This window comes from Caballeronia sp. GAWG1-5s-s, from assembly GCF_023631445.1.
Classification (GTDB): Bacteria; Pseudomonadota; Gammaproteobacteria; order Burkholderiales; family Burkholderiaceae; genus Caballeronia.
This window is the reverse complement of sequence record NZ_JALQDC010000020.1, coordinates 32989-55089: the sequence shown is the minus strand read 5'-3', so window position 1 is coordinate 55089 and position 22101 is coordinate 32989. Positions and strand designations below refer to the sequence as shown.

Here is a 22101-nt window from a genome sequence, read left to right as displayed (position 1 = left end):
CGTCATGCAAGAAGTGGCTCGCATGTTATCGCGAAGCAACAAAAAAGGCCCCGAAGGGCCCGGCAGAACACAAGCGAACGACGCTTACGCGTGAGCCTTGGCCACTTTCTCGACGGCCATCGAATCTGCGCGCATGCGTTCGTATTCCTGCTCGCTCATCGGCACGGCGTCCTTCTTGCCGAGGTCGTCCAGACGCACGCGATACGTCTCGCGCGCCGACCACGCCGCAATCGACGCGATGATCGTCACGCCGAACGCGAGCGCGCCGACCGTGAGCGGAATGTTGGCCGATCCCGGCGGCGCGACCGCCGCGAACAGCGCGGGCAGCAGCGCGGTAATCGTCGTGCCGATGTTTTGCGCGATCGCCATCGCCGACACCCGCGAACGCGTCGGGAACAGTTCGGGGAAGAAGCTCGGGAAGATCGCGTTGTAGCCCTGATACACGATGCCCCACATCAATAGCGACATGACGATGGCGAGCGGCACGTTGCGGATGCTGATGGCATACAGATACGCGAACGACAAGAGACCCGCGAGCAGCGAACCGACGATCATCGGCATGCGGCGGCCGATCTTGTCGGACAGGTTGCCGACGAATGGAATCACCAGCACCGCGAGAATGTTGCCGACGACCGGAATCCACAGATACACGCTCTTCTGGAAGCCGATGCCGTACGAAGCCTGCACCGCATAGGCCGCGCCGAAGATGGTCGCGACGACCGGGATCACGTTCATGAGCGCCATGCAGACGACGCGGATCATGTCGGGCGTGCTGTTCGCGAACGCTTCCTTGATCGGCGACTTCGGCAGCTCGCCGTGCGCGCCTTCTGCCGAGAACGCAGGCGTTTCGTGCACTTCGCGCCGAATGATGTAGCCCGCGACGAGCACCAGCGCCGACAGCAGGAACGGCACGCGCCAGCCCCACGAATTGAACATGGACTCGGGCATGAACGCGGCGAGCGGCAGGAATACGGCAGCCGCGAGGATCTGGCCGGCCTGCACGCCCTGAAGCGTGAAGCTCGCGTAGTAGCCGCGTCGGCCGAACGGTGCGTGCTCCAGAATCATCGAGCTTGCGCCGGAAATCTCGCCGGCCACCGCGAAGCCTTGAATCAGCCGCAGCACGACGAGCAGCGTGGGCGCCAGCATGCCGACACTGTGATACGTCGGCAAGAGACCGACCGCCATCGTCGAGAAGCCCATCAGGAACATGCAGATGAGCAGCACGTTCTTGCGGCCGTGCGTGTCGCCCAGATGACCGAGCACGAACGCGCCGATCGGCCGCGCCACATAACCCACGCCGTACGTCGCGAGCGATGCGACGATCGCCACTTTCGGATTGCCCGACGGGAAGAACAACTGCGGAAAGATGAGCGCCGCCGCCTGCGCGTAGATGAAGAAATCGTAGTACTCGAGCGCCGAGCCGATCCAGCCGCTCGCCGTTGCTTTTTTCGCCTGGCGGCCGCCGTGCGCCTCTTCCTTAGGGCTAGCCATAGAAGTGTCTCCGAATGTTGGTTTAACGAGTGGTTACGCTACCGCCTGTGCCTTTCTTCTTACCTGCGTTTTCTGCCGATTCGCGCCGCCGCGTGGTCGGGCGGCGAGGCAATCGAGCCAGGCTCGCGAACATGTCCCTTACGAGTGAAACGAGCATAAGAGCGCAACCCCGAGCGGGCAACGATTTGTGATAAATTGTGCGCGATTATCGCACGCACGCGTTCGATAATCGGCCGCTTTGGGGGTTAGCACTAGCAGAGGCGCGTACCGCATATGACGAAACCGGCACTGGACAAGCGAGACTGGATCGCCGGGCTTGAGAAGGGTTTGGCAATCCTCGAAGCGTTCGACGACCAGCATGCGCGCATGACGCCGACGCAAGCGGCCGTGCGCACCGGCATCACGCGCACGGCGGCGCGGCGGTATCTGCTCACGCTGGCGCATCTCGGTTATGTGCAGACCGACGGCAAGCTCTTCAATCTGACGCCGCGCGTGCTGCGCGTGGGCTGGTCGTACTTCGACTCGGCGCGGCTGCCGCGCATCGTTCAGCCGTATTTGCAGCACCTGAGCGCGTTGATCCATGAGAACGTGTATGTCAGCGTGCTTGACGAATGGGATCTCGTCATCATCGCGCGCAACGGCGCCTCGCGCGTGATGACCACCGGCTTCGTGCTCGGCGCGCGCGTGCCGGCTGCGTTGATGTCGGCCGGACTCGTGATGCTCGCCTACAAGACGGACGAGGACGCGGTGCGCGCATGGCTCGACGCAACGGAGTTCAGGCCGTTCACGCCGCTCACCATCACCGACAAAGACGCGCTCTACGACAAGATCCGGCAGGCGCGCGCGGACGGCTACGTGGTCTTCGAACAGCAGTTGCAAGTGGGCGTGCGCGGCGTCGCGGTGCCGATCAAGAACCGGCACGGACAAGTGGTCGCGGCGCTGTCCGTGAACATGCCGATCGGGAAAGAGACGAGCGAGGCCGCGCTCGCCCGCGTATTGCCGCCGTTGCAGGAAACGGCGCTCGCGATGCTCAATGTGATCTAGCGGCGCGCCGTTTTATCGCGTAGACCAGAAGACCCGTTGCACGCGCAAGACTTCTTCCTCGACTTCGGCGATCGGGCCGATCAGCTCCACCTGCTTCTGGCAATGGTCGAAGACATAGCGCGACGAGACGCTCATCGTCGGATTCTCCGCGTGATTGCCGGTGGCTTCGAGCAGGCGCGCTTCGGTCAGCCCGTAGACCACGCGTCCGATGTTGGCCCAGTAGGCCGTTCCCGCGCACATGCAGCACGGCTCGACCGATGTGTACAGCGTGCAGCCCCACAGATACTCGGGCGTGAAGTTGAGCGCCGCGACGCGCGCCAATACCGATTCCGCGTGGTTGACGGTGTCGACATTGCCTTGCTCCATCAACACGCTTTCCTGATCCGGGCCGACGAGAATCGCGCCGAACGGATGATGCCCGAGCAAGGTCGCGCGCTCGGCGACGGCGCTCGCGTGCCGCAGATGCCGGATGATTTGCTCGCGCGTCGGCGTGAGGCCCTGCGGCGGTAGATTGTCGGGATGCGAGGCGGGGGCGGTCAGGCTCATGGTGGCGGGTTCGGCAAAGGTGAGGAGTTACGGGATCGGATTGTGGTGAGGACTTTCGGGAGCGCTGGCGCTCGGTCTGCGCGCGTCGTCGCCGGACTTGTGAGCAACGGTAAAGCGTCCTCGATTCCGACGCAACCGCCATGATGGAATGAGTAACGTCACGCCGGCTGCGATCGCCATGCACTTCTGCTGGCGCGCGCGGCGTGGCGTTTGCGAAGGCCAAGCGATGATATCGTTAGATATCCGAATCAAACCGGCTCGAAGTGCGAGCGTCTTGCGTCCGCACGTCGAGAACATCGTGCGTCGTTCGGCGCGGCCGTCCTAACGCGCCGTAGGAACTCACACGACGGTGTACACGGTCGCTTGCCAACACCGTTGCTGCCGTTCACCCGATAGATCGCCGCGTTCAGCGCTGCAGCCGGCGACAGCGCGTTAAGCGTCGGCACTCGCGGATTGGAGATACACGGCTGCGCGCCGTCGAGCATGCCCGCTCGGAGCCGTCGATACCCGCTTTCACGCGACCATGCATGAATAAGAGAACGGACCGGCGCAAGCAGCGGCCGGTCCGGTCGCGCGTTGCAGTGGCAGGCAGCAAGGCGCGACGCGCTCGTTATGCAGCGAGCGTGCCAATCCCCGCGCGACGGCTTGCAGCAAGGCGAGCGCGAGCGCCGAGCATCGCACATGTCGCATCAGCGCCAACAGACCTAGGCCAAGCGTGTCGGCCCGCAGCACTCAGTCGAGCATCTCACTTGCCCGCGATCTTGACTGCCAGCTCGGCCACGTGCTTGCCCTGATAACGCGCGATGTCGAGTTCGTTCTGCGTCGGATGACGCTTGCCGTCCGCACCGACGATGGTGGTCGCGCCGTACGGCGTGCCGCCCGAGATCTCCGACATGCTGGTGAGCGCGGCGCACGCGTACGGCACGCCGGCGACGATCATGCCGTGATGCAAAAGCGTCGTGTGAAACGACGTGATCGTGGTTTCCTGCCCGCCGTGTTGCGAAGCCGTGGACGTGAACACGCTGCCGATCTTGCCGACCAGCGCGCCTTTCACCCACAGGCCGCCCGTCTGGTCGAGGAACGTGCGCATCTGCCCGGCCATGTTGCCGAAGCGCGTGGGCGTGCCGAAGATGATGGCGTCGTAGTTCGCGAGTTCGTCGATGGTGGCCACGGGTGCCTGCTGATCGAGCTTCACGCCGATGACGGCCGCCTGGTCCGCCGGAATCGTTTCCGGCACGCGCTTCACCGTGACTTCGACGCCCGGCACGCCGCCCGCGCCTTCCGCGACGGCGCGCGCCATCGTTTCGACGTGACCGTACATCGAGTAATAGAGAACCAGTACTTTCGCCATGAGATGTCCTTCGTAGTGTCGCCGGTTGAACGGATTGTCGGGGCCGCGCACTCAACCTTAGCATCGGCGTCCCGAAGCTGCCGGATGCGCTCGCGATGCATTGCGCTCGTGCCGATCCGCGTCTACGCTCAGACAAGAACCCGCCACCGCCGACGATGCCGAACGATCATTCCACGATTCACAACTCTTCCGCCACGGCCGCCGCGTCGCGCGGGGCATTCGCCGCCTTCGACACGCTCGCGGATCTCGTGCGCGAGGCATTCGTGTCGCTCGGGCGCGAACTCGCCGCCATCCGGCCGACGCCCGCCCGCGCGTTCTTCGCGACGCAGGCGATGGCATCGGTCGCGCTCGCGGTCGCGCTTGCGTATGCCTTTCGGCTCGAACACATCTGGTGGGCGGCGATCAGCGGCTTCGCGGTCATGCAGTCGAAGTTCTCGGCCTGCGCACAGCGGGGCGTGCATCGCGTGCTCGGCACCATCGCGGGCGCGTTGCTCGGCGCGACGGCGGGACCGCTGATCGGCGATACGCCGTGGCTCTTCGTGCCGTTGCTGGCGTTGATCGCGGGCGTGTCGGTGTATCGCGCGCTCGCGTCGGATGCCGGCTATGCGTGGGTGCTCGGCGCGGTGACCTCGCTGATGGTCACGTTCGAAGCGCATCGGCTGACGTCGGCTTCGGCGACGGCTTCGTTCGCGTTGTCGCGCGTGGCCGAAGTCGTCGTCGGGACGCTCGCGTGCGTCGCCGTTTCCGCGCTCTTTCACGCGGCGGCGCAGCAGTATCGGAAGTCGCGGGGCGCGGCGCCGGTTTCGAGCGCGAGGGCGTCGTCGACGGCCGATCGCGTCGATGGATCGAGCCACGAGACGGCAGCCGTCTCCGTCATTCCCTCGGACGCGACCACGAGCCTGCAAGCACTTAGCGCGAAGCAAGCGATGCAGTCCGCCCGCGTCATGCGCAAGCGCCTCGCGTGGCATGCGGCGTGGTCGGTGGCGATACTGGCGTCGGTGGCGTATGCGTGGGACTTGCCCGGCTTCGCGCAGGCGATGGTCACGGCCATCGCCGTGTTGATCCTTCCGGCATCGGCGCTCGGCAAGCCGACGCGGCGGCCGATCGGGTCGCGCATGGTGCAGCGCGTGCTCGGCTGCCTGATCGCGGGCGCGGCGAGTCTCGCGCTGTTGCCGCTGATCGGCGATAGCGAGCCCGCGTGCATGCTCGCGCTATGCGCGGGCGTGTGGATCGGCTGTCATGTGCAGACGGGCGCGCAGGGCGCGAGCTATGTCGGGCGGCAGTTCACCATCGCGTTCATCATGGTGTTCGTACAGGATCACCACTGGTCGTCTGATCCGATGCCCGCGGCGCTTCGGCTCGCGGGCATTCTGTGCGGAATCGGCGTGCTCGCGGCGGTGATGGCCGCGGCAAAGGCGCTCGCATCGCGACGCGCGGCGCGCCCCGCGATGCGCTGAATCAACCTTCTTCCGCCCACGCGAGATTCTCGCGTGCCATCAACGCGGAAGACGCCGCCGGTCCGAACGTGCCCGCCGTGTAGCCGCGCGGCCGGTCGCCGAGTTCCTTCCAGCCGTTGAGAATCGGCTCGACCCACGCCCACGCCGCTTCGAGTTCGTCGCGGCGCATGAAGTGCGTGAGCCGGCCGCGAATCACGTCGATCAGCAAGCGTTCGTAGGCTTCCGCGCGGCGCTGCGTCATGGCCTGCTGGAGATCGAGATTGAGGTTCACGGGCAGCATCTGCATGCCGCTGCCGGGTTCCTTCGCGAGCATCTGCAATTGGATCGACTCTTCCGGCTGCAACGTGATGATGAGACGGTTGCCATAGTTGCGCGGCCCGCTCGGGATGATGGAAAACGGCAGGTCCGCGAAGTCGATGACGATTTCCGAGCGCCGCGTCTGCATGCGCTTGCCCGTGCGCAGGAAGAACGGCACGTTGGCCCAGCGCCAGTTGTTGATATGCGCGCGCAATGCGACGAACGTCTCCGCGCGGCTGTCGGGCGGCACGTTGTCTTCCTGCAGATAGCCCTTGACCGGCTCGCCGCCCACCGCGCCCGCCGCGTACTGGCCGCGCACGGTGTCGCGGGCGGTGTCGGAAACGGTCATCGGGCGCAGCGATTTCAGCACCTTCAGCTTCTCGTCGCGCACGGCGTCCGGATCGAGCGAAACGGGCGGCTCCATTGCGACGATGCACAGCAGTTGCAGCAAGTGGTTCTGCACCATGTCGCGCAGCGCGCCGGTGTGATCGTAGAAGCCCGCGCGGCTGCCGACGCCCACCGTTTCCGCCACCGTGATCTGCACGCTCTTGATGTACGGCGCCTGCCACAGCGGCCCGAAAATCGGATTGCCGAAGCGCAGCACCATCAGGTTCTGCACCGTTTCCTTGCCGAGATAATGGTCGATGCGGTAGATCTGGTCTTCCTTGAAATGCCGGCCGACCGCGTCGTTGATGGCGCGCGCGGAGGCGAGATCATGGCCGAGCGGCTTTTCGAGCACGACGCGCGCTTGATCGTCGACGATGCCGGCCGCCGAGAGGTTGTCGCAAATCGTCGTGAACAGTTCGGGCGAAGTCGAGAGATAGAACACGCGCTGCACGTTCGGGCGCGTGGCTTCGGCGAGGCGGCGGAAGTCGTCGGGATTCTCGACATCGACGCGCACGTAGTCGAAGAGCGCGAGGAATTTGTCCCAGGACTGCGCATCGAAAGCCTTCTCGTCGATGAACGGACGCGACTGCTTCTCCATGAAGTTCTTCAAATAATCTTCGCGCGTCCAGTCCTTGCGGCCGATCGCGAGAATGCGCGTCTCGGCGGGCAGGTTGCAGTGCGTGTGCGCCATGTACAGCGCGGGCAGCAGCTTGCGCGCCGCCAGGTCTCCGCCGCCGCCGAAGATGATCATGTCGAGCGGGCGTTCATTGGTGGGAGAGGTCGGGTTCGTCATGGTGCGTGAGCCGTTGAGGTTCGGAAGAGCCGGTTCGTCGAGCCGGAACGCGGCTGGAAGCGCAAATACGCCGAAGAGAGCTATGTTGCATGGTTTGCCGACATTTTGCACGGCTCGCGCGCTAACGGGCGTTCGATTCCTCAAAGATTCACGAAGCCGCCATGCGCTTCGTTTAGCGCGTTTAGCGCAACGATGCATCCGCGCGCAACGTCACCACGGCCAAATCGAGGAACGCGCGCACCTTCTGCGTGACATGGCGTCCTTCGCGATGCACGAGGTGAATAGGCAGCGGCGGCGGCTCGAATTCGGCGAGCACAATCACGAGCCGGCCTTCGCTCACATGCTGCGCCACCTGATACGACAGGAGCCGCGCGATGCCGAAGTCCGCGAGCGCCGCATCGATGGCCGAATCGTTCGTCGTCGTGATGAAGCGCGCTCGCGTGCGGACGATCACGGTGCGATCGCCATCGTGAAGACGCCATTCCGGCGGCGAAGACGATCCCGTAGACGCGATGATCGTGTGCGCGTCGAGGTCTTCCGGGCGCGACGGCGTGCCGTGCTTCGCGAGATAGGCGGGCGAAGCGCACAGCACGCGCCGCACGCGTCCGACGGGAATCGCCTGAAGCGACGAATCCGGCAGTTGCGCGATGCGCACGGCCACGTCGATGCCCTCGTCGACGAGATTCACCACGCGGTCGACGAACCAGCAGTTTGCATCGGCCTCGGGATAGCGCGAAAGATAGTCGAGCACGATGGGCGTCACATGCAGTCGGCCGAACAAGACGGGCGCGGTCAGCGAGAGCACGCCGCGCGGCGATGCGTGCGTGCCTCGCGCGGCGAGTTCGGCGGTGTCCACTTCGCCGAGAATGCGCCGGCAGTCTTCGAAGAAGCCGTTGCCGGCGTCGGTCAGGCGCACGACGCGCGTGGTGCGCGTGAGCAGTCGCACGCCGAGCCGCTCTTCGAGTTCGGTCACGACACGGCTCACGACCGAAGGCGAGACATCGAGCTTGCGCGCGGCCGACGCGAAGCCGCCTGTTTCGACCACCGTGACGAAGGTCGACATTGCCTGAAAACGGTCCATGTCGGATGCGGGAAGCGGGCGAGAAAGTTGCCGTGCATTCTCGGGCATGCCGAAGCGTCCCGCAATCACGCATCGCTTTATAGATCGAGTTGCAGCGGGGCGTCGGCGTCCGCCGCCGGGCGCGCGCAGCAGATCAGCGCTTCGTCGTCATCGACAGGAAACGCCGGCTCGCTCGGATACGACACCGCGCCGCTTAGGATGCGCGTTCTGCACGTCCCGCACGTTCCGCCGCGACAGTTCGATTCCGTCTCCACGCCAGATGCCTCGGCCAGTTCGAGCAGCGTGCCGCTCGCGGGCTGCCATTGCACGTCGCGTTGCGACTTCATGAAGCGCACGGGCACGGCTTCGGTGGCGGGCGAGCGCATGGGCTTCATCTCGACGCCGCGATCCGGCGTGCGCACGAGCGATGCAGGACCGAACGCTTCCGCATGAATGCGCGTATCGGCAACGTTCAGTGCGCGCAGGCCGTCGTAGAGCGATTGCATGAACGCGCCCGGTCCGCACAGATAGAAGTCGTAGTCGTTGAACGGCAGGACGCTCGTCAGTAGATCGATGTCGATGCGGCCCGACACGTCGTAATCGCGCTTGAGTTGCGCGCCTTGCGTGTCGCTCAGCACGCGAATCACGTTGACCGCGCCGCCCGCGCCTTCCGCGCTTCGGGCCAGCGCGTCGATCTCGGCGGCGAACGCGCGGTTCGCGAGCGTGCGCGCCGACGCGATCAGCCAGATCGGACGCACGCGCCGCTTGCGCAGTCCTTCGTAGACGACATGGCGCAGCATCGCGAGCATCGGCGTGATGCCGACGCCCGCCGCCAGCAGCACGGCGGGGCGTGCTTCGAACGGATCGATCGTGAAGCTGCCCGCCGGCTGCCGCGCTTCGATGATGTCGCCCACGTTCAGCGCGTCGTGCAGATACGCCGACGCCCGGCCTTCGCGCTTCACGCTGATGCGATACACGCCGTCAGCCGGCCCGACCGACAGCGTGTACGTGCGCACGAGCGGCTTCGTTTCGCCCGGCAACGTGAGCCGCACCGGCAAATGCTGGCCCGCCGCGTGTGGCACGATGCCCGCGCCATCCGCCGGTTCGAGCCAGAACGAGCGAATCACGTCGCTTTCATCGATGATCCGGCTCACGCGATACGGCCGCCACGCATTCGCGAGCGCCGCAGCCTTCATGCGCTGCGCGGCTTCGTTCCAGTCGCCCGTCATCAGCGAGTTCGGCGACCAGCCTTCGCGGCGAAACGTCCAGCGCAGCGGCAGCGCGTCTTCGCGCAGCAGAACGCGGCGCGGCACGAAGCGCCACAGGCGCTCGGCGCCCTGAAAAGCGGCGGTCTCGGGCGAGTCGAGCAGCACTTGCGCATCGCCCGTGAGTTGCAGGACGTCGCCGGTTTCGAAGTCGGCGAACACGAGTCCCGCCCGGCCGTTGACCGCAACATTGCCGAGCGTGTTGAAGAACAGATTGCCCGCGAAGTCGGGAATGGTGAGCGCGCCGTCGTCGGACACGCGCACGAAGCCCGCCTTGCCGCCGCGATGCGACACGTCCACCTGACGATGCCCGTCCTCGCGATCGAAGTAGGACGCGACGAAGAACGTATCGGCGCGCTCGATCATCGCCCGCATGCGCGGTGACTGCGCATCGAGCGAAACGGGACGGGACGGCGAGGGCGCCGACGCGTCGCGCACGAACGCGAAGTCGCGCAACTGAATGTACTGCGGACAATTGCCGAAGCTCTGCTCGACGGCCACCTCGAATGCTTGCCCGTGAGTCGCGTCGTCGCGATGAATCACGCCGTTCACGCGATTGCGCCGCCGAGTGTGCATCTCGATGCCGAGCAAGCCGACCGACGCGCCGTCCGCAAGACCCGCGTCGGCGGGATCGAGCGGATCGCGAATGTGCCCGACGGAAAGCGTGGTCGCATCCGGCGTGCTCATAAAGCCGGGGCGGCCGGTGAGGAACGTGGCCCAGGCGTCGCCGTCGGCATCGACCGTACCGGCGACGATGAACGGCAACTGCGCGAAGAATTGCCGATGCTGTTCCGGCATGAACGGGCGCACGACGCGCTGTCCGACGTCGTGCATGCGCGCCGCGACGCCAGCGGCGGTTTGCATCTCGACTTCGCCGCGATGCCAGGGCGAAGGCGCGGTAATCGAAGCGGTGGCAGGCATGATCGTCGTCTCCGGCAAGGGGTCAGGCGCGCAGGCCCGCAGCGGTCTGCTGGAACGGCACGAAACCGGGCAACGCCTCGATGCGCGCGAGCCACGCCAGCACGTTGCGATAGCCCGACAGATCGACATTGCCTTCCGGCGCGGCCGCGATGTAGCTGTAAAGCGCGATGTCCGCGATGGTCGGATGCGCGCTGCCGATATCCGCGATCCAGTCGCGGGCTTGCAATTCGTCGTCGATCACCTTGAGCACCGCATGCGCGCGGGCGATGACTTCATCGACGTCGAACTTGCTGCCGAACACCGTGACGAGACGCGCGGCGGCCGGACCGAACGCGATCTGCCCTGCCGCGACCGAAAGCCAGCGCTGCACGGCGGCGGCTTCGGCGGGCGTTTCGGGGAGCCATTGCGTCGCGCCCGCCTTCTTGGCGATGTAGACGAGGATCGCGTTCGAGTCCTGGACGACGTGCTCGCCGTCGACCAGCACGGGCACCTGGCCGAAGCGGTTCAGACGCAGAAACTCGGGCGATTTGTGCGCGCGGGCGGCGAGATCGACTTCCTCTTCGTCGTGCTCGATGTTCAGGAGATGCAGAAAGAGACGAGCGCGGTGCGCATGGCCGGAAAGCGGGTGGTGGTAGAGCTTCATGGCAACTCCTCTCGTGTGGACCGGGGAAATCCCGATCGCTTGAGAAGCAGTATGGGTTCGTGCGTCGTGAAGCAGAATACGAGCGGAAATCAAATCACCGTTCTCGTTTCCAGATCAATCAGCGCGCGTCATCCCGTATCCGCTCACCTTCTGGGGAAGCGCTCCCGAAAACTCTCACCGGCACGCGCCTTGCTTCTTTCGGAAAGTATTTCCTACGAGCCGACTCCATGCCCCCACTTCCCGGCCCGCGCCGGCCTCCTGCGAAGATCCTGCCGCCCGACGCGCCGGGCCTGCGCGCGCTGGCGTCGCTCGTGGCGGTCGTCGTCGTGATTTGCGCCTTGTACTTCGGGCGCGCGGTCATGATCCCGATCATCCTCGCGATCCTGCTCAGTTTCCTGCTCGCGCCGTTCGTCGATTTCCTGCGGCGGCTGCGCTTCGGTCAGGTGCCGTCGGTGATCGTGGCGGTTGTCATCGCTCTGTCGGTGCTCACGGCCGTCGGCGCGCTGATCGGCGCGCAGGTCGCGCAACTCGCGAGCGATCTGCCGAAGTATCAGGTGGCCGTCGAGCGCAAGGTCGACAGCGTGCAGCGCATGACGGTCGGCCGCGCGGACGCGTTTCTCGGGCGCGCGTCGCGTGCGCTGAAGCGTCTATCGCCGGCGCGCGAGCAGGAACCGCACGCGAACGAGGACAATCCGGCGGCTTCGCCCATCGATCAGCCGATGCCCGTCGAAGTTCACGAGCCGGCGCCGTCGCCGCTGGAGCTGGCGCAGCGGTTTCTCTCGCCCGTCATCAGTCCGCTGGAAACGACCGGCATCGTGCTCGTCGTCGCGGTGTTCATCCTGTTGCAGCGGGAAGACCTGCGCGACCGGCTGATACGGCTTTTCGGTTCGCGCGACCTGCACCGCGCCACCACCGCGATGGACGAGGCCGCGCGCCGCCTCTCGCGTTATTTTCTGGCGCAGCTGGGCATCAACGTGGGCGTGGGTATCGTCATTTGCATCGGGCTCGCGGTGATCGGCGTGCCCGGCGCGCTGCTTTTCGGCGTGATGACGGCGCTCCTGCGCTTCGTGCCGTATGTCGGGACGTGGATTGCCGGGTTGCTCGCGGTGATCTTCGCGGCGGCGGTCGGGCCGGGCTGGACTATGCTGATCTGGACCATCGTGCTGTACGGCGCCACCGACATCATCGCCGGGCAGGTCGTCGAGCCGCTTCTGTACGGACACAGCACGGGGCTTTCGCCGTTCGCGGTAATCGTCGCAGCGATTTTCTGGAGCTGGATCTGGGGGCCGATCGGCCTCGTCCTTTCGACGCCGCTCACGCTTTGCCTCGTCATTCTCGGGCGACATGTGGACCGCCTCGAATTCCTCGATGTGCTTTTCGGCGACAGGCCCGCGCTGACACCAGCGGAAAACTTTTATCAGCGCCTGCTCGCCAACGATCCCGATGAGGCGCTCGTGCAGGCGGAATCGCTGCTGAAGGACCGCTCGCTGGTCGCGTATTACGACGAGGTCGCGCTTGAAGGCTTGCGCCTCGCGCATAACGACGTGCTGCGCGGCGTCGTGACGGCGGACCAGTTGAAGCGCATCAACGAATCGGCGCTCGACATCATCGAAGGGCTGGAGGACGCCGAGGACGTGACGCCGGTGGTTCAGCGCAAGGAAGAGCCGCTCGTGAATCTCGCCACCGACGACACGACGGCAATCGCATCCGAATCGCCGCCCGAATACTTCGACGCGGGCGCGGAAGGGCACACGGCGTCGGTGCTGTGCATCGCGGGGAGAAGCCCGCTCGACGATCTCGCCGCGACCATCGCCGTGCAGCTTTTCCGCAAGCACGGGCTGGGCGCGGATCTGACCGGCTACGAGCGGTTCTCGCGCGGGCGCTTCGGCGAAGTGGACTTGTCGGGCGTGACGATCATCTGCGTCGTCTCGTTTGACGCCGCCGAATCGCCGCCGTATCTGCGCAATCTGCTGCGCCGGCTGCATCAGCGCGCGCCTGCGGCGGAGCTGATCGTCGGGCTCGTGGTCGCGGAAAGTCCGTTGCAAGGCGAAGTGCTCGTGCGGACAAGTTCGGCGGCGGTGTCGTTCAAGGAGCTGGTCGATGCCTGCGTGGCGGCCGCGCGCCGCCAGTCCACCGATGGCGTGTCGTGGTCCGGACTCGACTCGCAGGCGTCCGCGCCCACGGTGGACAACCGCAGCCGCGCCGCGCAAGACGACGTGCCCGCCTTGCGCAACGTACTGGGCGACGCCTAGCGGTTGCCGTCGAAGAGATCGTTGAGCATGGTGTCGAAGGACGCCTGCGCGTCTTCGAGCTCCTGCAGCGCGGCGTCGAACGTCTGGAGCGCCATCTGCGAGGGCCGGCCGTCGCCTTCGGGCGGAAACTGCTTCTGCAGCGCGACGAACGCGGACTGCACCTGCCGCGTGGCATTGACGATACGTTCCATCGCGCGCGCTTCTTCCGCGCGATTGTTCTCAGCGGTCATCGGAGACACTCCTCGTTGGCAATGTCCCGATAGTACCAAGCGCGGCGCGCTTGCAGGCTGCGCCGTCGCGCGGCTTCGTGCGCCTGGTCAGCGCTGCTCCGCGTTGCTTCCTTCGACGCGCGACGCTTTTACTGCGCGCTCCATCCACCGTCGATCTGCAACGCCGATCCACGCATCTCGCTCGCTGCATTCGAGCAGAGGAACACGGCCATGTCGCCGATCTGCTGCGGCGTGACGAACTGCGCGGACGGCTGCTTTTCGCCGAGCAGTTTCGCGCGGGCGGCGTCGGGCGAGAGCGATTCGCGGGCGGCGAGATCGTCGATCTGCTTTTGCACGAGCGGCGTCAGCACGAAGCCGGGGCAAATGGCGTTGACGGTCACGCCCGTGCGCGCGTTTTCGAGCGCCGCCACTTTCGTGAGTCCGAGAATGCCGTGCTTGGCCGCGACATACGCCGACTTGCCCGCCGAGCCGACGAGCCCATGCACCGACGCGATGTTGATGACACGGCCCCAGCCGCGCTCGCGCATGCCGGGCAGCGCGACGCGCATGGTATGGAACGCGGAGCTCAGGTTGATCGCGATGATCGCGTCCCAGCGATCGACCGGGAATTCGTCGATGGTTGCTACGTGCTGAATACCCGCGTTGTTCACGAGGATGTCGAGCGCGCCGAAGCGTTCCGCCGCGAACGCGATCATGGCTTCGATCTCGGCGGGCTTGGTCATGTCGGCCGCATGATGCACGGCCTTCGCGCCGGTCGCCTCGATCTGCGCGAGCGCGCCGCTCACGTCGCCGAAGCCGTTCAGCACGAGATTCGCCCCCGCTTGCGCGAGCGCCGTGGCAATGCCGAGGCCGATACCGCTCGTCGAGCCGGTGACGAGCGCGGTCTTGCCGGCCAGGTTGTTCGATGCGGATTGAGTCATGAGCGGTTTCCTTTTTCTGTAGCGCTGCGAGTACGACTATCTTCGATATTGCTTCGACAAAAACAACTAATCGCTTTCAGGCGTCGCCGGCGCCGATTTTCCCACGACGCGATTCACGACGCGCATGGCGCGTTCCCGCGTCTGTTTGACGAATTGCTTCGTCACATAACCGGTTTGTCCCCACGGCGTCGCGAGCACCATGAATGAAGACATCGGATACGACTTGCCGCCGCTCCACGACGTTTTATAGCGTTGCTCGCCGGGACCGAAGTCGAAGTCCAGATGATGTTCGGAAGCCCATTTCACGCATTCATCGACGAGAATGGTGCCGGGCGAGAATTTCTTCAGATTCAAATCGTAAGTAATCGCGATGAGATAGAAGGTGGTGCTATTCATCGAAACGATATTCGCCGCGACCGGCTCGCCATCGAACGTCATGACGAAGAGCCGAAAGATTCCGGACGCCGCAGCCGGGCCGGAAAGAAGCGCTTTCCAGAACTTCAGGCTGGCATCGGAGAATGTCCATTGGCTCTCGCCGACTTTCTCGGTCGCCCACTTTCGCTTTTGAACCACGAACCATTCGATGAACGATTCGAGACGCGGATCGGAAGCGTCGATTAATTCGATCTTGAACTGTCCTTCTTTCGCGAGCCGCCGTTTGAGGTACTCCGGCTTGGTCTTCTCGCGTCCGGACCGCGAGCGGCTGAAAGCGTCCCAGTCTTGAACACCGCGTAACGCCGCGTAAGGCGTGAGGTCATCTTCTTCGCGGCGAATTACCGCATGGCGCTTGACGCACGCATAAAGCGGCGAAGTCTTGCGGACGCGCCATAACTCGAAAACGTCGGCGCGCGTGGCTCGCACGGTCTCTTTGTACAGCGCTTCGACGATTTGCTGCGCGTCCTTTTCCGGTGCAACGAGAATATCGCTCGGCGAACGGTTTTGCGGTGTCAGCGGTTCAGCGAATTTCCAGCAAGTGCGATAAGACACGAGCAACGGCCACACGGCCACCATTTTTCCGTTGCGCCTCGCGACGACGCAATGCGGTTTGCGCCGCGTGCCGAGGTGTTCGCACATCAGGCTGTTATAGCAATACTCGAATGACTGAAAATATTCGCCGTCGACATGGCGATATAATGCGCCCCATTCCGCTTCGAGAGCGCGAATGCTTTCAGGATCGCGGCAGTGCTCGAATGTCAGAGACCGATCGGCGGACGTCGGAATATCAGCGCGAGAGACATTTTCTTTTTCAGGAGTCAGATTCACTTAAAAGCCCGCGATTGAGATGTTCCAGATTAAGCGTGAGCACATGCTTACGCTGGATGACACTGTCGTCTCGTCATTTTATCAGGCATCAGTTAATCGAGCACAAAACCGGCGCATTAGATACTAAATGACCGACTATCGGGCGGTAATGAGGGTAAACCTGCTCGTTTTAATCGGACAAACAATAGCGAATGGCCGCCGCCTTAAAGCGTGCGGCCACTCGAATCCATTACACGATGCCCGTCGCGTAGTACACGCCGATGACGAAGAACACCGCGAGCGTCTTGATGACCGTGACGGCGAAAATGTCGCGATAGGATTCGCGGTGCGTAAGCCCGGTGACCGCGAGCAACGTGATGACCGCGCCGTTGTGCGGCAGGGTGTCCATGCCGCCGCTCGCCATCGCGACCACGCGGTGCAGGACTTCCAGCGGAATATGCGCGGCTTCCGCGCCCTTGATGAAGAGGTCCGACATGGCGGCGAGCGCGATGCTCATGCCGCCCGACGCGGACCCTGTGATGCCCGCGAGCGAACTCACGGAAATCGCGGCGTTGACGAGCGGATTCGGGATGCTCTTCAGCGCGTCCGAGACGACCAGAAAGCCCGGCAGCGCCGCGATGACGCCGCCGAAGCCGTATTCCGACGCCGTGTTCATCGCGGCGAGCAGCGCGCCCGCGACGGCGGCGCGCGTGCCCGGCGCGAAACGTTCCTTCACGCGAGAGAACGCCGTCAGCAGAACGAGCAGAATGCCGAGCAGCAACGCGCCTTCGACCGCCCAGATCGCGATGACCGGCTTGATGGCGGTGGTCACCGGCGTGTGCACGCCCGGCAGCGCATTCGGCGCGACGGTATAACTCGCGCCGTACCACGTCGGAATCCAGCGGGTGAGCGCGAAGTTCGCGACACCGACGAGCACGAGCGGCGCGACCGCGAGCAGCGGATTCGGCATGTTGGTGGACTCGACGCGTTCCGGCTCGTTCACGAGCGAGGTGCCATAGCCTTCGCCCTTGGCCATGGCCGAACGCCGGCGCCACTCCAGAAACGAAAGCCCCACGACGATGATAAACACCGAGCCGATCACGCCCAGCCACGGCGCGGCCCAGCCGGTCGTCTTGAAGAAAGTCGTCGGGATGATGTTCTGAATCTGCGGCGTGCCGGGCAGCGAATCCATCGTGAAAGAGAACGCGCCGAGCGCGATGGCGCCGGGCATCAGCCGTTTCGGGATATTGCTCTGCCGGTACATTTCCGCCGCGAACGGATACACGGCGAACACGACCACGAACAGCGACACGCCGCCATAGGTGAGCAGCGCGCACACGGCCACGATCACCGCATTGACCCGCGACTTGCCGATATAGCGGATCGCGGCGGCGACGATCGACTCGGAAAATCCGGACAGCTCGATCACCTTGCCGAATACCGCGCCCAGCAGGAACACGGGGAAATAGAGCTTCACGAAGCCGACCATCTTCTCCATGAAGATGCCCGAGAACACCGGCGCGACGGCGGCGGGATCGGTGAGCAGGACGGCCGCGAGCGCGGCGATCGGCGCGAACAGGATGACGCTGTAGCCGCGATAGGCGGCCAGCATCAGGAACGCCAGGGCGGCGAGCACGATGAGGAACGACATTGAGTCTCCGTTAATGGTTGTTCTTTGAACTTCGTCCACGGCTTGTTACGGCAGGCCGTCGGCGGCGCGCAATCATGCAGCTTCCGTGCCAACGGTCGCGAAAGCACACTGGCGCGCGCGCAAAGGCGGCGAGACCTGTGAGAAGCCGCCGGATTGTCTCCAAAAAGAGACGGCCAAGCTATCTAGCGTTGCGGGTCTCAAGCCCATCAAGGCTGTCGACTGTCTCCGATATGAGATACGCTGTCGCCAACTAGAGAAAACCACGGAGACAAGCGCCCATGCGCAACGACTGGATCAACGTACCCGCCGACTACAGCGACGTCATGCGGCGCGCCATGGAGTCGCTCTTCAAGACGTTCGAGAACCTGAGCGAAGGCACGTTCATCGTCGATGCCGACGCCCGCGTCGTCTGGATCAACAAGCGTTATGCGGCGCGCTTCGGCTTCTCCGATCCGACCGACGCCATCGGTCTCGACTGCGAAGCGGTAATCCCGAACAGCCTGATGCGCGAAGTGGTCGCGACGGGCAAGCCGATTCTGCTCGACGTGCTCGAGACGGACCGCGAGCCGCTGGTCGTCACTCGCCTGCCGCTGAAGGACGATCAGGGCGCGACCGTCGGCGCAATCGGCTTCGCGCTCTTCGACGAGATGAAGGCGCTCACGCCGCTCTTCGCGCACTACTCCCGCGTGCAGCAGGAATTGATCGCAACGCGGCAGTCGCTCGCGCAGGCGCGGCGGGCCAAGTACACGTTCGCGAGCTTCGTCGGCACGAGTCCGGCCAGTCTCGAAGTGAAGCGGCAGGCGCGGCGTGCCGCGCTCGTCGATTCGCCCGTGCTGCTGCTCGGCGAAACCGGCACCGGCAAGGAACTGCTCGCGCACGCGATCCACGGCGCGTCGACGCGGGCGGCCAAGCCGCTCGTCACCGTCAACGTCGCGGCGATTCCGGACACGCTGCTCGAAGTGGAGTTCTTCGGCGCGGCGCCGGGCGCGTACACGGGCGCGGAACGCAAAGGGCGCGTCGGCAAGTTCGAACTGGCGGACGGCGGCACGCTGTTTCTGGACGAAATCGGCGACATGCCGCTGCCGTTGCAGGGCAAGCTCTTGCGCGTCTTGCAGGACAAGGAGTTCGAGCCGCTCGGGTCGAACCGCATCGTGCGCGCGGACGTGCGCATCATCGCGGCGACGTCGGCGGATCTGCCCGCGCTCGTTGCAGCGGGGCGCTTCCGTGCCGACCTGTTTTATCGGCTGAACGTGCTGACGATCCACGCGCCGCCTCTGCGCGCGCGGCTCGGCGATATCGAGGCACTCGCGTACGCGATTCTCGAAGACCTGTCGGGCGAAGCGCGCACGGGGCGCATTCGCCAGTTCGTGCTTCACGACGACGCGCTGCGTCTTCTGACCGCGTGCGCGTGGCCCGGCAACGTGCGCGAGCTGCGCAACACGCTCGAACGGGCGCTGATGCTTTCTGACAGCGAACATATCGATGCGCGCGCGCTCGCTCCGTTCATCGATTCGAAGCCCGCCGCGCTGCTCGCGCCCGCTGAAAAGGCGCAAGCGGAAGCGGCGGTGCCCTACGCGCAGGCGATGAACGACTTCGAGCGCCGCTTTCTCTCCGACGCATTGCGCGCGAGCGGCGGGCGCGTGGCGGAAGCAGCGCAACGCATCGGCATCGGGCGGGCGACGATGTACAAGAAGATCGCGGCACTCGGCATCGAGGTGTGAATCGCGTCGCGCGTGATAAATCGACGCGAAAGCTCCGCGTGGCATACTCGCGAGACGACGCAATCAAGAATAACGACCTGAAAACAAGGGGTGCGGGATGAAGCTCGGCAAGGCAATCGGCCATATCGTCATGCTCGCTGCGAGCGCGTGGGCGCTCGGCGGATGCAGCAGCGCGCCGCCGCTTTTTTCCGCCGACGGCCGGCCGACGCAACTCGTCACCTGTCCGGCCTATGGCGGCTGGCGTCTGTGTACCGATAACGCGAAGGTCGCGTGTCCCGCCGGCTACGACGTGCTCGATCAGTCGAGCGACAACAGCCAGAATTCGCTGCTGCTCGCGTGCAAGGCGAGCTGAGCCGCAACACGCTCAGTCGTGCTGCGTCTCGCGCAGCATCGTGGTGTCGTAGCCGAGCGCGGCGGCGCGTACGAGCAGCGTGCGGCGCAGTTCGGCCGATGGGCGGGCTTCGCGCGTGAGAATCCACAGATAGCGCCCCGTCGGCTCGCCGACGATCGACCACGAATAGTCGTCGGCGTGATCGAGAATCCAGTAGTCGCCGACATAGAACGGGCCGAAAAACGAGACTTTGAGCTTCGTTCCGTTCGATCCGGGCACGACCTTCGCGCGTCCTTCCGCCGACCGGTATCGCCCGGTCAGGCTGCCTTCCCGGCACGCGTTGATGACTGAAATGAGCCCGTCCTCGCGCCGCGCGTAGTTGGCGGTGACGGCCTCGCAATTGCGTTCGAAGCGATTTTCGTAGCGGGCGAATTCGAACCAGTGGCCGAGATAGCGGTCGAGGTCCACGGCCTTCGACGGCTCCGGCACCTGCTCGTTGCCGCTGCGCTTCGCGCCTTTCAGCCCATAGGCCGCGAGCGCGCCGATGCCTCCTATCGCTATCAGCGCCGCGGCGCCGTACGCCCAAGGTCGTCGTGATTTCATTGGCTTCAGATTCGGTTAGAGATCGATTCGATAGCAATGACCGTTCCGACGCGAGCGGTCCCGGAAAGTCTCACCTTTCGACGTTGCAGCGCGGTGCTGAGCGCGACCGGCTTACTCCCAAGTTGTTGCCGTTTCTAGGCTTTTTTTCATAAGCCGATCGCGCGTTCGGCCGCGCCCGCCGCCTCCCGAAACGTCTCACCTCACAGCGCAGCGACCCAACGACAGGGAAACGTCGAGCGAGTGCGTCCGCAACGCGCAAAATCGGCGAAACCCGCGTTCTGTCTGCAATCAACGAGTTGCGTGGGTTAGTGAAAGCTTTGTCACGCGTTCGCCGGATCGAAAAGTGAGACCCCTCGGCGCAGCACTCCTCACCGTCCCGCAGCTCCCGAAACATCTCACCTATCGGTCTGCGGGTATGCTTTCGGCACTTTCGATTTGGCTCGCGCTCCGTTCTTCATGTCATCGCCGGTTTCTTCGCCCGTTGCGTTTCTCTCGTCGCTGCTCGGTCCGCTCGTCACCATCATCTTGCCCGTCTTCGGCCTGATCGCCGCGGGCTATGCGTGCCGCAAGCTCAACAAGCTCGGGCCCACGGCGGCGTCCGAACTGAACCGCTTCGTCGTCTATCTCGCGCTCCCGGCGCTGCTCTTCGACATCATGGCGAAGACGCCGTTGAAGACGCTCGATCAGCCAGCGTTCATCGCGGTATTCGGCATCGGATCGGCGGTCGTGTTCGTGCTGACGCTCGGCGTGCGGTTGATGCAAGCGCGTCCGCTCGCCGATGCCAGCATCGACGGGCTGAACGCCGCCTACCCGAACACAGGCTTCGTGGGCTTGCCGCTCTGCCTGCTCGCGTTCGGCAAGCCGAGCCTCGCGCCCGCCGTCATCGCGACGATCATGACCGTGTGCGTGCTTTTCGGCATTGCGATCGTGCTGATCGAACTCGGCTTGCAAGCGGGAAGCGGTATCGGCGCGACGCTGTGGCGCGTGGCGAAGTCGCTCGGCAAGAATCCGCTTCTGATCGCGCCGGTCGCGGGCGCGTTGATGAGCGGCAGCGGCGTGGCGGTGCCCGAAGGCGCGGAAGCACTCATCAAGCTGCTCGGCGGCGCGGCGAGTCCGTGCGCGCTCGTTGCGCTCGGCCTGTTTCTCGGCGCGAAGGGCGAAGCGCGCAACCTGCGGACGACGAGCGCACTGGTCGCGCTCAAGCTCCTGGCGCAGCCGCTTCTGACGTGGTGGCTCGCGGTTCATGTGTTCGCGCTGCCGCCGCTGTGGGCTAAAACCGCCGTGATTCTCAGCGCGCTGCCGACCGGCACCGGCCCGTTCATGCTCGCCGAGTTCTACCGGCGCGAGGCCAGCGTGACGTCGAGCACGATCCTTTTTTCGACCGTGCTGTCGCTCGTCACGGTCACGCTCTGTCTCGCGCTGATGTTGTGACGTTGCCGCGAGCGGGCCACGATTATTGCAATCGCGGCAAAAATCACTTCGGCCGAAGCCGCTTTTTCCGCTGTCGCCGGCCCGATAAAGTTCGCCTCAACCGGTCCGACCGGTCGGTCAACGAACTCTGTGGAGGCATATCATGAAGCGCATTCTTTCCATTCTCGCCGCATCCGTCGCTCTTTTCGCAGCTGCCGGCGGTGCGCACGCGGCAGATTCGCAGCCGTCGACCTGTCAGGGCTCGGCCGCGCAATGCAACGTCTTCTTCGGTCAATGAGAGGCGTTCACATCGCACGCAAACCGGCTCGCCGCTGCGTTTTGTTTCGTTCGTGAATCGAAAATCGACGCGCGCCGACCGTTACCCGGACTTATCCACAGTTTCTGTGGATAAACGTGGGGATAGCTGGCCGCGAAGCGAGTGTTCATGCGGCGCGAGCTGGACTGCGCGATTGATTACAAAAACGA

Annotated in this window: 18 protein-coding genes; 6 read left to right on the top strand and 12 right to left on the bottom strand. The window is 64.7% G+C overall.

Annotated elements, in window-relative coordinates:
* Nucleotides 1–84: 84 nt before the first annotated feature.
* Nucleotides 85–1491 carry an MFS transporter gene (locus tag NCR34_RS13705; RefSeq protein WP_250500092.1) on the bottom strand — a complete coding sequence of 469 codons (1407 nt, stop codon included), beginning with the start codon at nt 1489–1491 and terminating at the stop codon, nt 85–87.
* Between the two features lie 273 nt (nt 1492–1764).
* Here NCR34_RS13705 and NCR34_RS13700 point away from each other — a divergent pair, with 273 nt between their 5' ends.
* Nucleotides 1765–2535 carry an IclR family transcriptional regulator domain-containing protein gene (locus NCR34_RS13700; RefSeq protein WP_248322838.1) on the top strand — a complete coding sequence of 257 codons (771 nt, stop codon included), beginning with the start codon at nt 1765–1767 and terminating at the stop codon, nt 2533–2535.
* A gap of 12 nt (nt 2536–2547) precedes the next feature.
* On the opposite strand, the gene NCR34_RS13695 is transcribed toward NCR34_RS13700, so the two are convergent.
* Together NCR34_RS13695 and wrbA are read right to left on the bottom strand one after the other, a co-directional pair.
* Nucleotides 2548–3081: a nucleoside deaminase gene (locus NCR34_RS13695; RefSeq protein ID WP_250500091.1), complete on the bottom strand. Its 534-nt coding sequence runs from the start codon at nt 3079–3081 to the stop codon at nt 2548–2550.
* A 745-nt stretch (nt 3082–3826) separates the two neighbouring features.
* Nucleotides 3827–4432, bottom strand: a complete 606-nt coding sequence (gene wrbA, locus NCR34_RS13690; RefSeq protein WP_250474369.1) for an NAD(P)H:quinone oxidoreductase — start codon at nt 4430–4432, stop codon at nt 3827–3829.
* Between the two features lie 155 nt (nt 4433–4587).
* On the opposite strand from wrbA, the gene NCR34_RS13685 reads away from it, so the two are divergent.
* Complete coding sequence (locus NCR34_RS13685; protein WP_250500090.1) at nt 4588–5889, top strand: FUSC family protein; 1302 nt, start codon at nt 4588–4590, stop codon at nt 5887–5889.
* A gap of 1 nt (nt 5890) precedes the next feature.
* Here the strand turns inward: NCR34_RS13685 and zwf are convergent, their stop codons facing one another.
* The 4 genes from zwf to NCR34_RS13665 form a co-directional block, all read right to left on the bottom strand.
* Nucleotides 5891–7366: a glucose-6-phosphate dehydrogenase gene (gene zwf, locus NCR34_RS13680; protein ID WP_248322834.1), complete on the bottom strand. Its 1476-nt coding sequence runs from the start codon at nt 7364–7366 to the stop codon at nt 5891–5893.
* Between the two features lie 181 nt (nt 7367–7547).
* Nucleotides 7548–8447 carry a LysR family transcriptional regulator gene (locus tag NCR34_RS13675; protein ID WP_250500089.1) on the bottom strand — a complete coding sequence of 300 codons (900 nt, stop codon included), beginning with the start codon at nt 8445–8447 and terminating at the stop codon, nt 7548–7550.
* A 77-nt stretch (nt 8448–8524) separates the two neighbouring features.
* Nucleotides 8525–10612 (bottom strand): 2Fe-2S iron-sulfur cluster-binding protein, encoded by a 2088-nt coding sequence (locus NCR34_RS13670; protein WP_250500088.1) that lies wholly within the window; start codon nt 10610–10612, stop codon nt 8525–8527.
* Between the two features lie 22 nt (nt 10613–10634).
* On the bottom strand, nt 10635–11255 hold the full coding sequence (locus NCR34_RS13665) for a glutathione S-transferase family protein (protein ID WP_250500087.1): 621 nt from the start codon (nt 11253–11255) through the stop codon (nt 10635–10637).
* Between the two features lie 227 nt (nt 11256–11482).
* Between NCR34_RS13665 and NCR34_RS13660 the strand changes: the two genes are divergently transcribed.
* Nucleotides 11483–13507, top strand: a complete 2025-nt coding sequence (locus NCR34_RS13660) for an AI-2E family transporter (RefSeq protein ID WP_250500086.1) — start codon at nt 11483–11485, stop codon at nt 13505–13507.
* Here the strand turns inward: NCR34_RS13660 and NCR34_RS13655 are convergent.
* From NCR34_RS13655 to NCR34_RS13640, 4 genes are all read right to left on the bottom strand, one after another.
* Complete coding sequence (locus NCR34_RS13655; RefSeq protein WP_159839271.1) at nt 13504–13737, bottom strand: hypothetical protein; 234 nt, start codon at nt 13735–13737, stop codon at nt 13504–13506. The two genes, NCR34_RS13660 and NCR34_RS13655, sit on opposite strands and share 4 nt — an antisense overlap.
* Nucleotides 13738–13865: 128 nt before the next feature.
* Nucleotides 13866–14657 carry a 3-hydroxybutyrate dehydrogenase gene (locus NCR34_RS13650; protein ID WP_250500085.1) on the bottom strand — a complete coding sequence of 264 codons (792 nt, stop codon included), beginning with the start codon at nt 14655–14657 and terminating at the stop codon, nt 13866–13868.
* A 66-nt stretch (nt 14658–14723) separates the two neighbouring features.
* A complete protein-coding gene (locus NCR34_RS13645) occupies nt 14724–15644 on the bottom strand; it encodes a GNAT family N-acetyltransferase (RefSeq protein ID WP_250500084.1) in 921 nt (306 codons plus the stop codon).
* A 505-nt stretch (nt 15645–16149) separates the two neighbouring features.
* Complete coding sequence (locus NCR34_RS13640; RefSeq protein ID WP_244849652.1) at nt 16150–17550, bottom strand: GntP family permease; 1401 nt, start codon at nt 17548–17550, stop codon at nt 16150–16152.
* Between the two features lie 278 nt (nt 17551–17828).
* Between NCR34_RS13640 and NCR34_RS13635 the strand changes: the two genes are divergently transcribed.
* Both NCR34_RS13635 and NCR34_RS13630 read left to right on the top strand, forming a co-directional pair.
* Nucleotides 17829–19271: a sigma-54 interaction domain-containing protein gene (locus NCR34_RS13635; protein WP_250500083.1), complete on the top strand. Its 1443-nt coding sequence runs from the start codon at nt 17829–17831 to the stop codon at nt 19269–19271.
* 97 nt (nt 19272–19368) lie between these two features.
* Nucleotides 19369–19623 (top strand): hypothetical protein, encoded by a 255-nt coding sequence (locus NCR34_RS13630; protein ID WP_250500082.1) that lies wholly within the window; start codon nt 19369–19371, stop codon nt 19621–19623.
* Nucleotides 19624–19635: 12 nt separating this feature from the next.
* On the opposite strand, the gene NCR34_RS13625 is transcribed toward NCR34_RS13630, so the two are convergent.
* The gene (locus tag NCR34_RS13625) at nt 19636–20205 is read right to left on the bottom strand and encodes a lipocalin family protein (protein ID WP_250500081.1); all 570 of its coding nucleotides are present in this window, start codon (nt 20203–20205) and stop codon (nt 19636–19638) included.
* A 456-nt stretch (nt 20206–20661) separates the two neighbouring features.
* Here NCR34_RS13625 and NCR34_RS13620 point away from each other — a divergent pair, with 456 nt between their 5' ends.
* Nucleotides 20662–21636 (top strand): AEC family transporter, encoded by a 975-nt coding sequence (locus NCR34_RS13620; RefSeq protein ID WP_250500080.1) that lies wholly within the window; start codon nt 20662–20664, stop codon nt 21634–21636.
* Nucleotides 21637–22101: the final 465 nt, after the last annotated feature.

Excerpts from the sequence above, each read along its gene's own strand:
- NCR34_RS13665 (WP_250500087.1), bottom strand. The coding sequence starts at position 11,255 with ATGAAGCTCTACCACCACCCGCTTTCCGGCCATGCGCACCGCGCTCGT.
- NCR34_RS13675 (WP_250500089.1), bottom strand. The coding sequence starts at position 8,447 with ATGGACCGTTTTCAGGCAATGTCGACCTTCGTCACGGTGGTCGAAACA.
- NCR34_RS13695 (WP_250500091.1), bottom strand. The coding sequence starts at position 3,081 with ATGAGCCTGACCGCCCCCGCCTCGCATCCCGACAATCTACCGCCGCAG.
- NCR34_RS13625 (WP_250500081.1), bottom strand. The coding sequence starts at position 20,205 with ATGAAATCACGACGACCTTGGGCGTACGGCGCCGCGGCGCTGATAGCG.
- NCR34_RS13705 (WP_250500092.1), bottom strand. The coding sequence starts at position 1,491 with ATGGCTAGCCCTAAGGAAGAGGCGCACGGCGGCCGCCAGGCGAAAAAA.
- zwf (WP_248322834.1), bottom strand. The coding sequence starts at position 7,366 with ATGACGAACCCGACCTCTCCCACCAATGAACGCCCGCTCGACATGATC.
- NCR34_RS13640 (WP_244849652.1), bottom strand. The coding sequence starts at position 17,550 with ATGTCGTTCCTCATCGTGCTCGCCGCCCTGGCGTTCCTGATGCTGGCC.
- NCR34_RS13660 (WP_250500086.1), top strand. The coding sequence starts at position 11,483 with ATGCCCCCACTTCCCGGCCCGCGCCGGCCTCCTGCGAAGATCCTGCCG.
- NCR34_RS13670 (WP_250500088.1), bottom strand. The coding sequence starts at position 10,612 with ATGCCTGCCACCGCTTCGATTACCGCGCCTTCGCCCTGGCATCGCGGC.
- NCR34_RS13655 (WP_159839271.1), bottom strand. The coding sequence starts at position 13,737 with ATGACCGCTGAGAACAATCGCGCGGAAGAAGCGCGCGCGATGGAACGT.
- NCR34_RS13700 (WP_248322838.1), top strand. The coding sequence starts at position 1,765 with ATGACGAAACCGGCACTGGACAAGCGAGACTGGATCGCCGGGCTTGAG.
- NCR34_RS13685 (WP_250500090.1), top strand. The coding sequence starts at position 4,588 with ATGCCGAACGATCATTCCACGATTCACAACTCTTCCGCCACGGCCGCC.
- NCR34_RS13650 (WP_250500085.1), bottom strand. The coding sequence starts at position 14,657 with ATGACTCAATCCGCATCGAACAACCTGGCCGGCAAGACCGCGCTCGTC.
- NCR34_RS13630 (WP_250500082.1), top strand. The coding sequence starts at position 19,369 with ATGAAGCTCGGCAAGGCAATCGGCCATATCGTCATGCTCGCTGCGAGC.
- NCR34_RS13620 (WP_250500080.1), top strand. The coding sequence starts at position 20,662 with ATGTCATCGCCGGTTTCTTCGCCCGTTGCGTTTCTCTCGTCGCTGCTC.
- wrbA (WP_250474369.1), bottom strand. The coding sequence starts at position 4,432 with ATGGCGAAAGTACTGGTTCTCTATTACTCGATGTACGGTCACGTCGAA.
- NCR34_RS13635 (WP_250500083.1), top strand. The coding sequence starts at position 17,829 with ATGCGCAACGACTGGATCAACGTACCCGCCGACTACAGCGACGTCATG.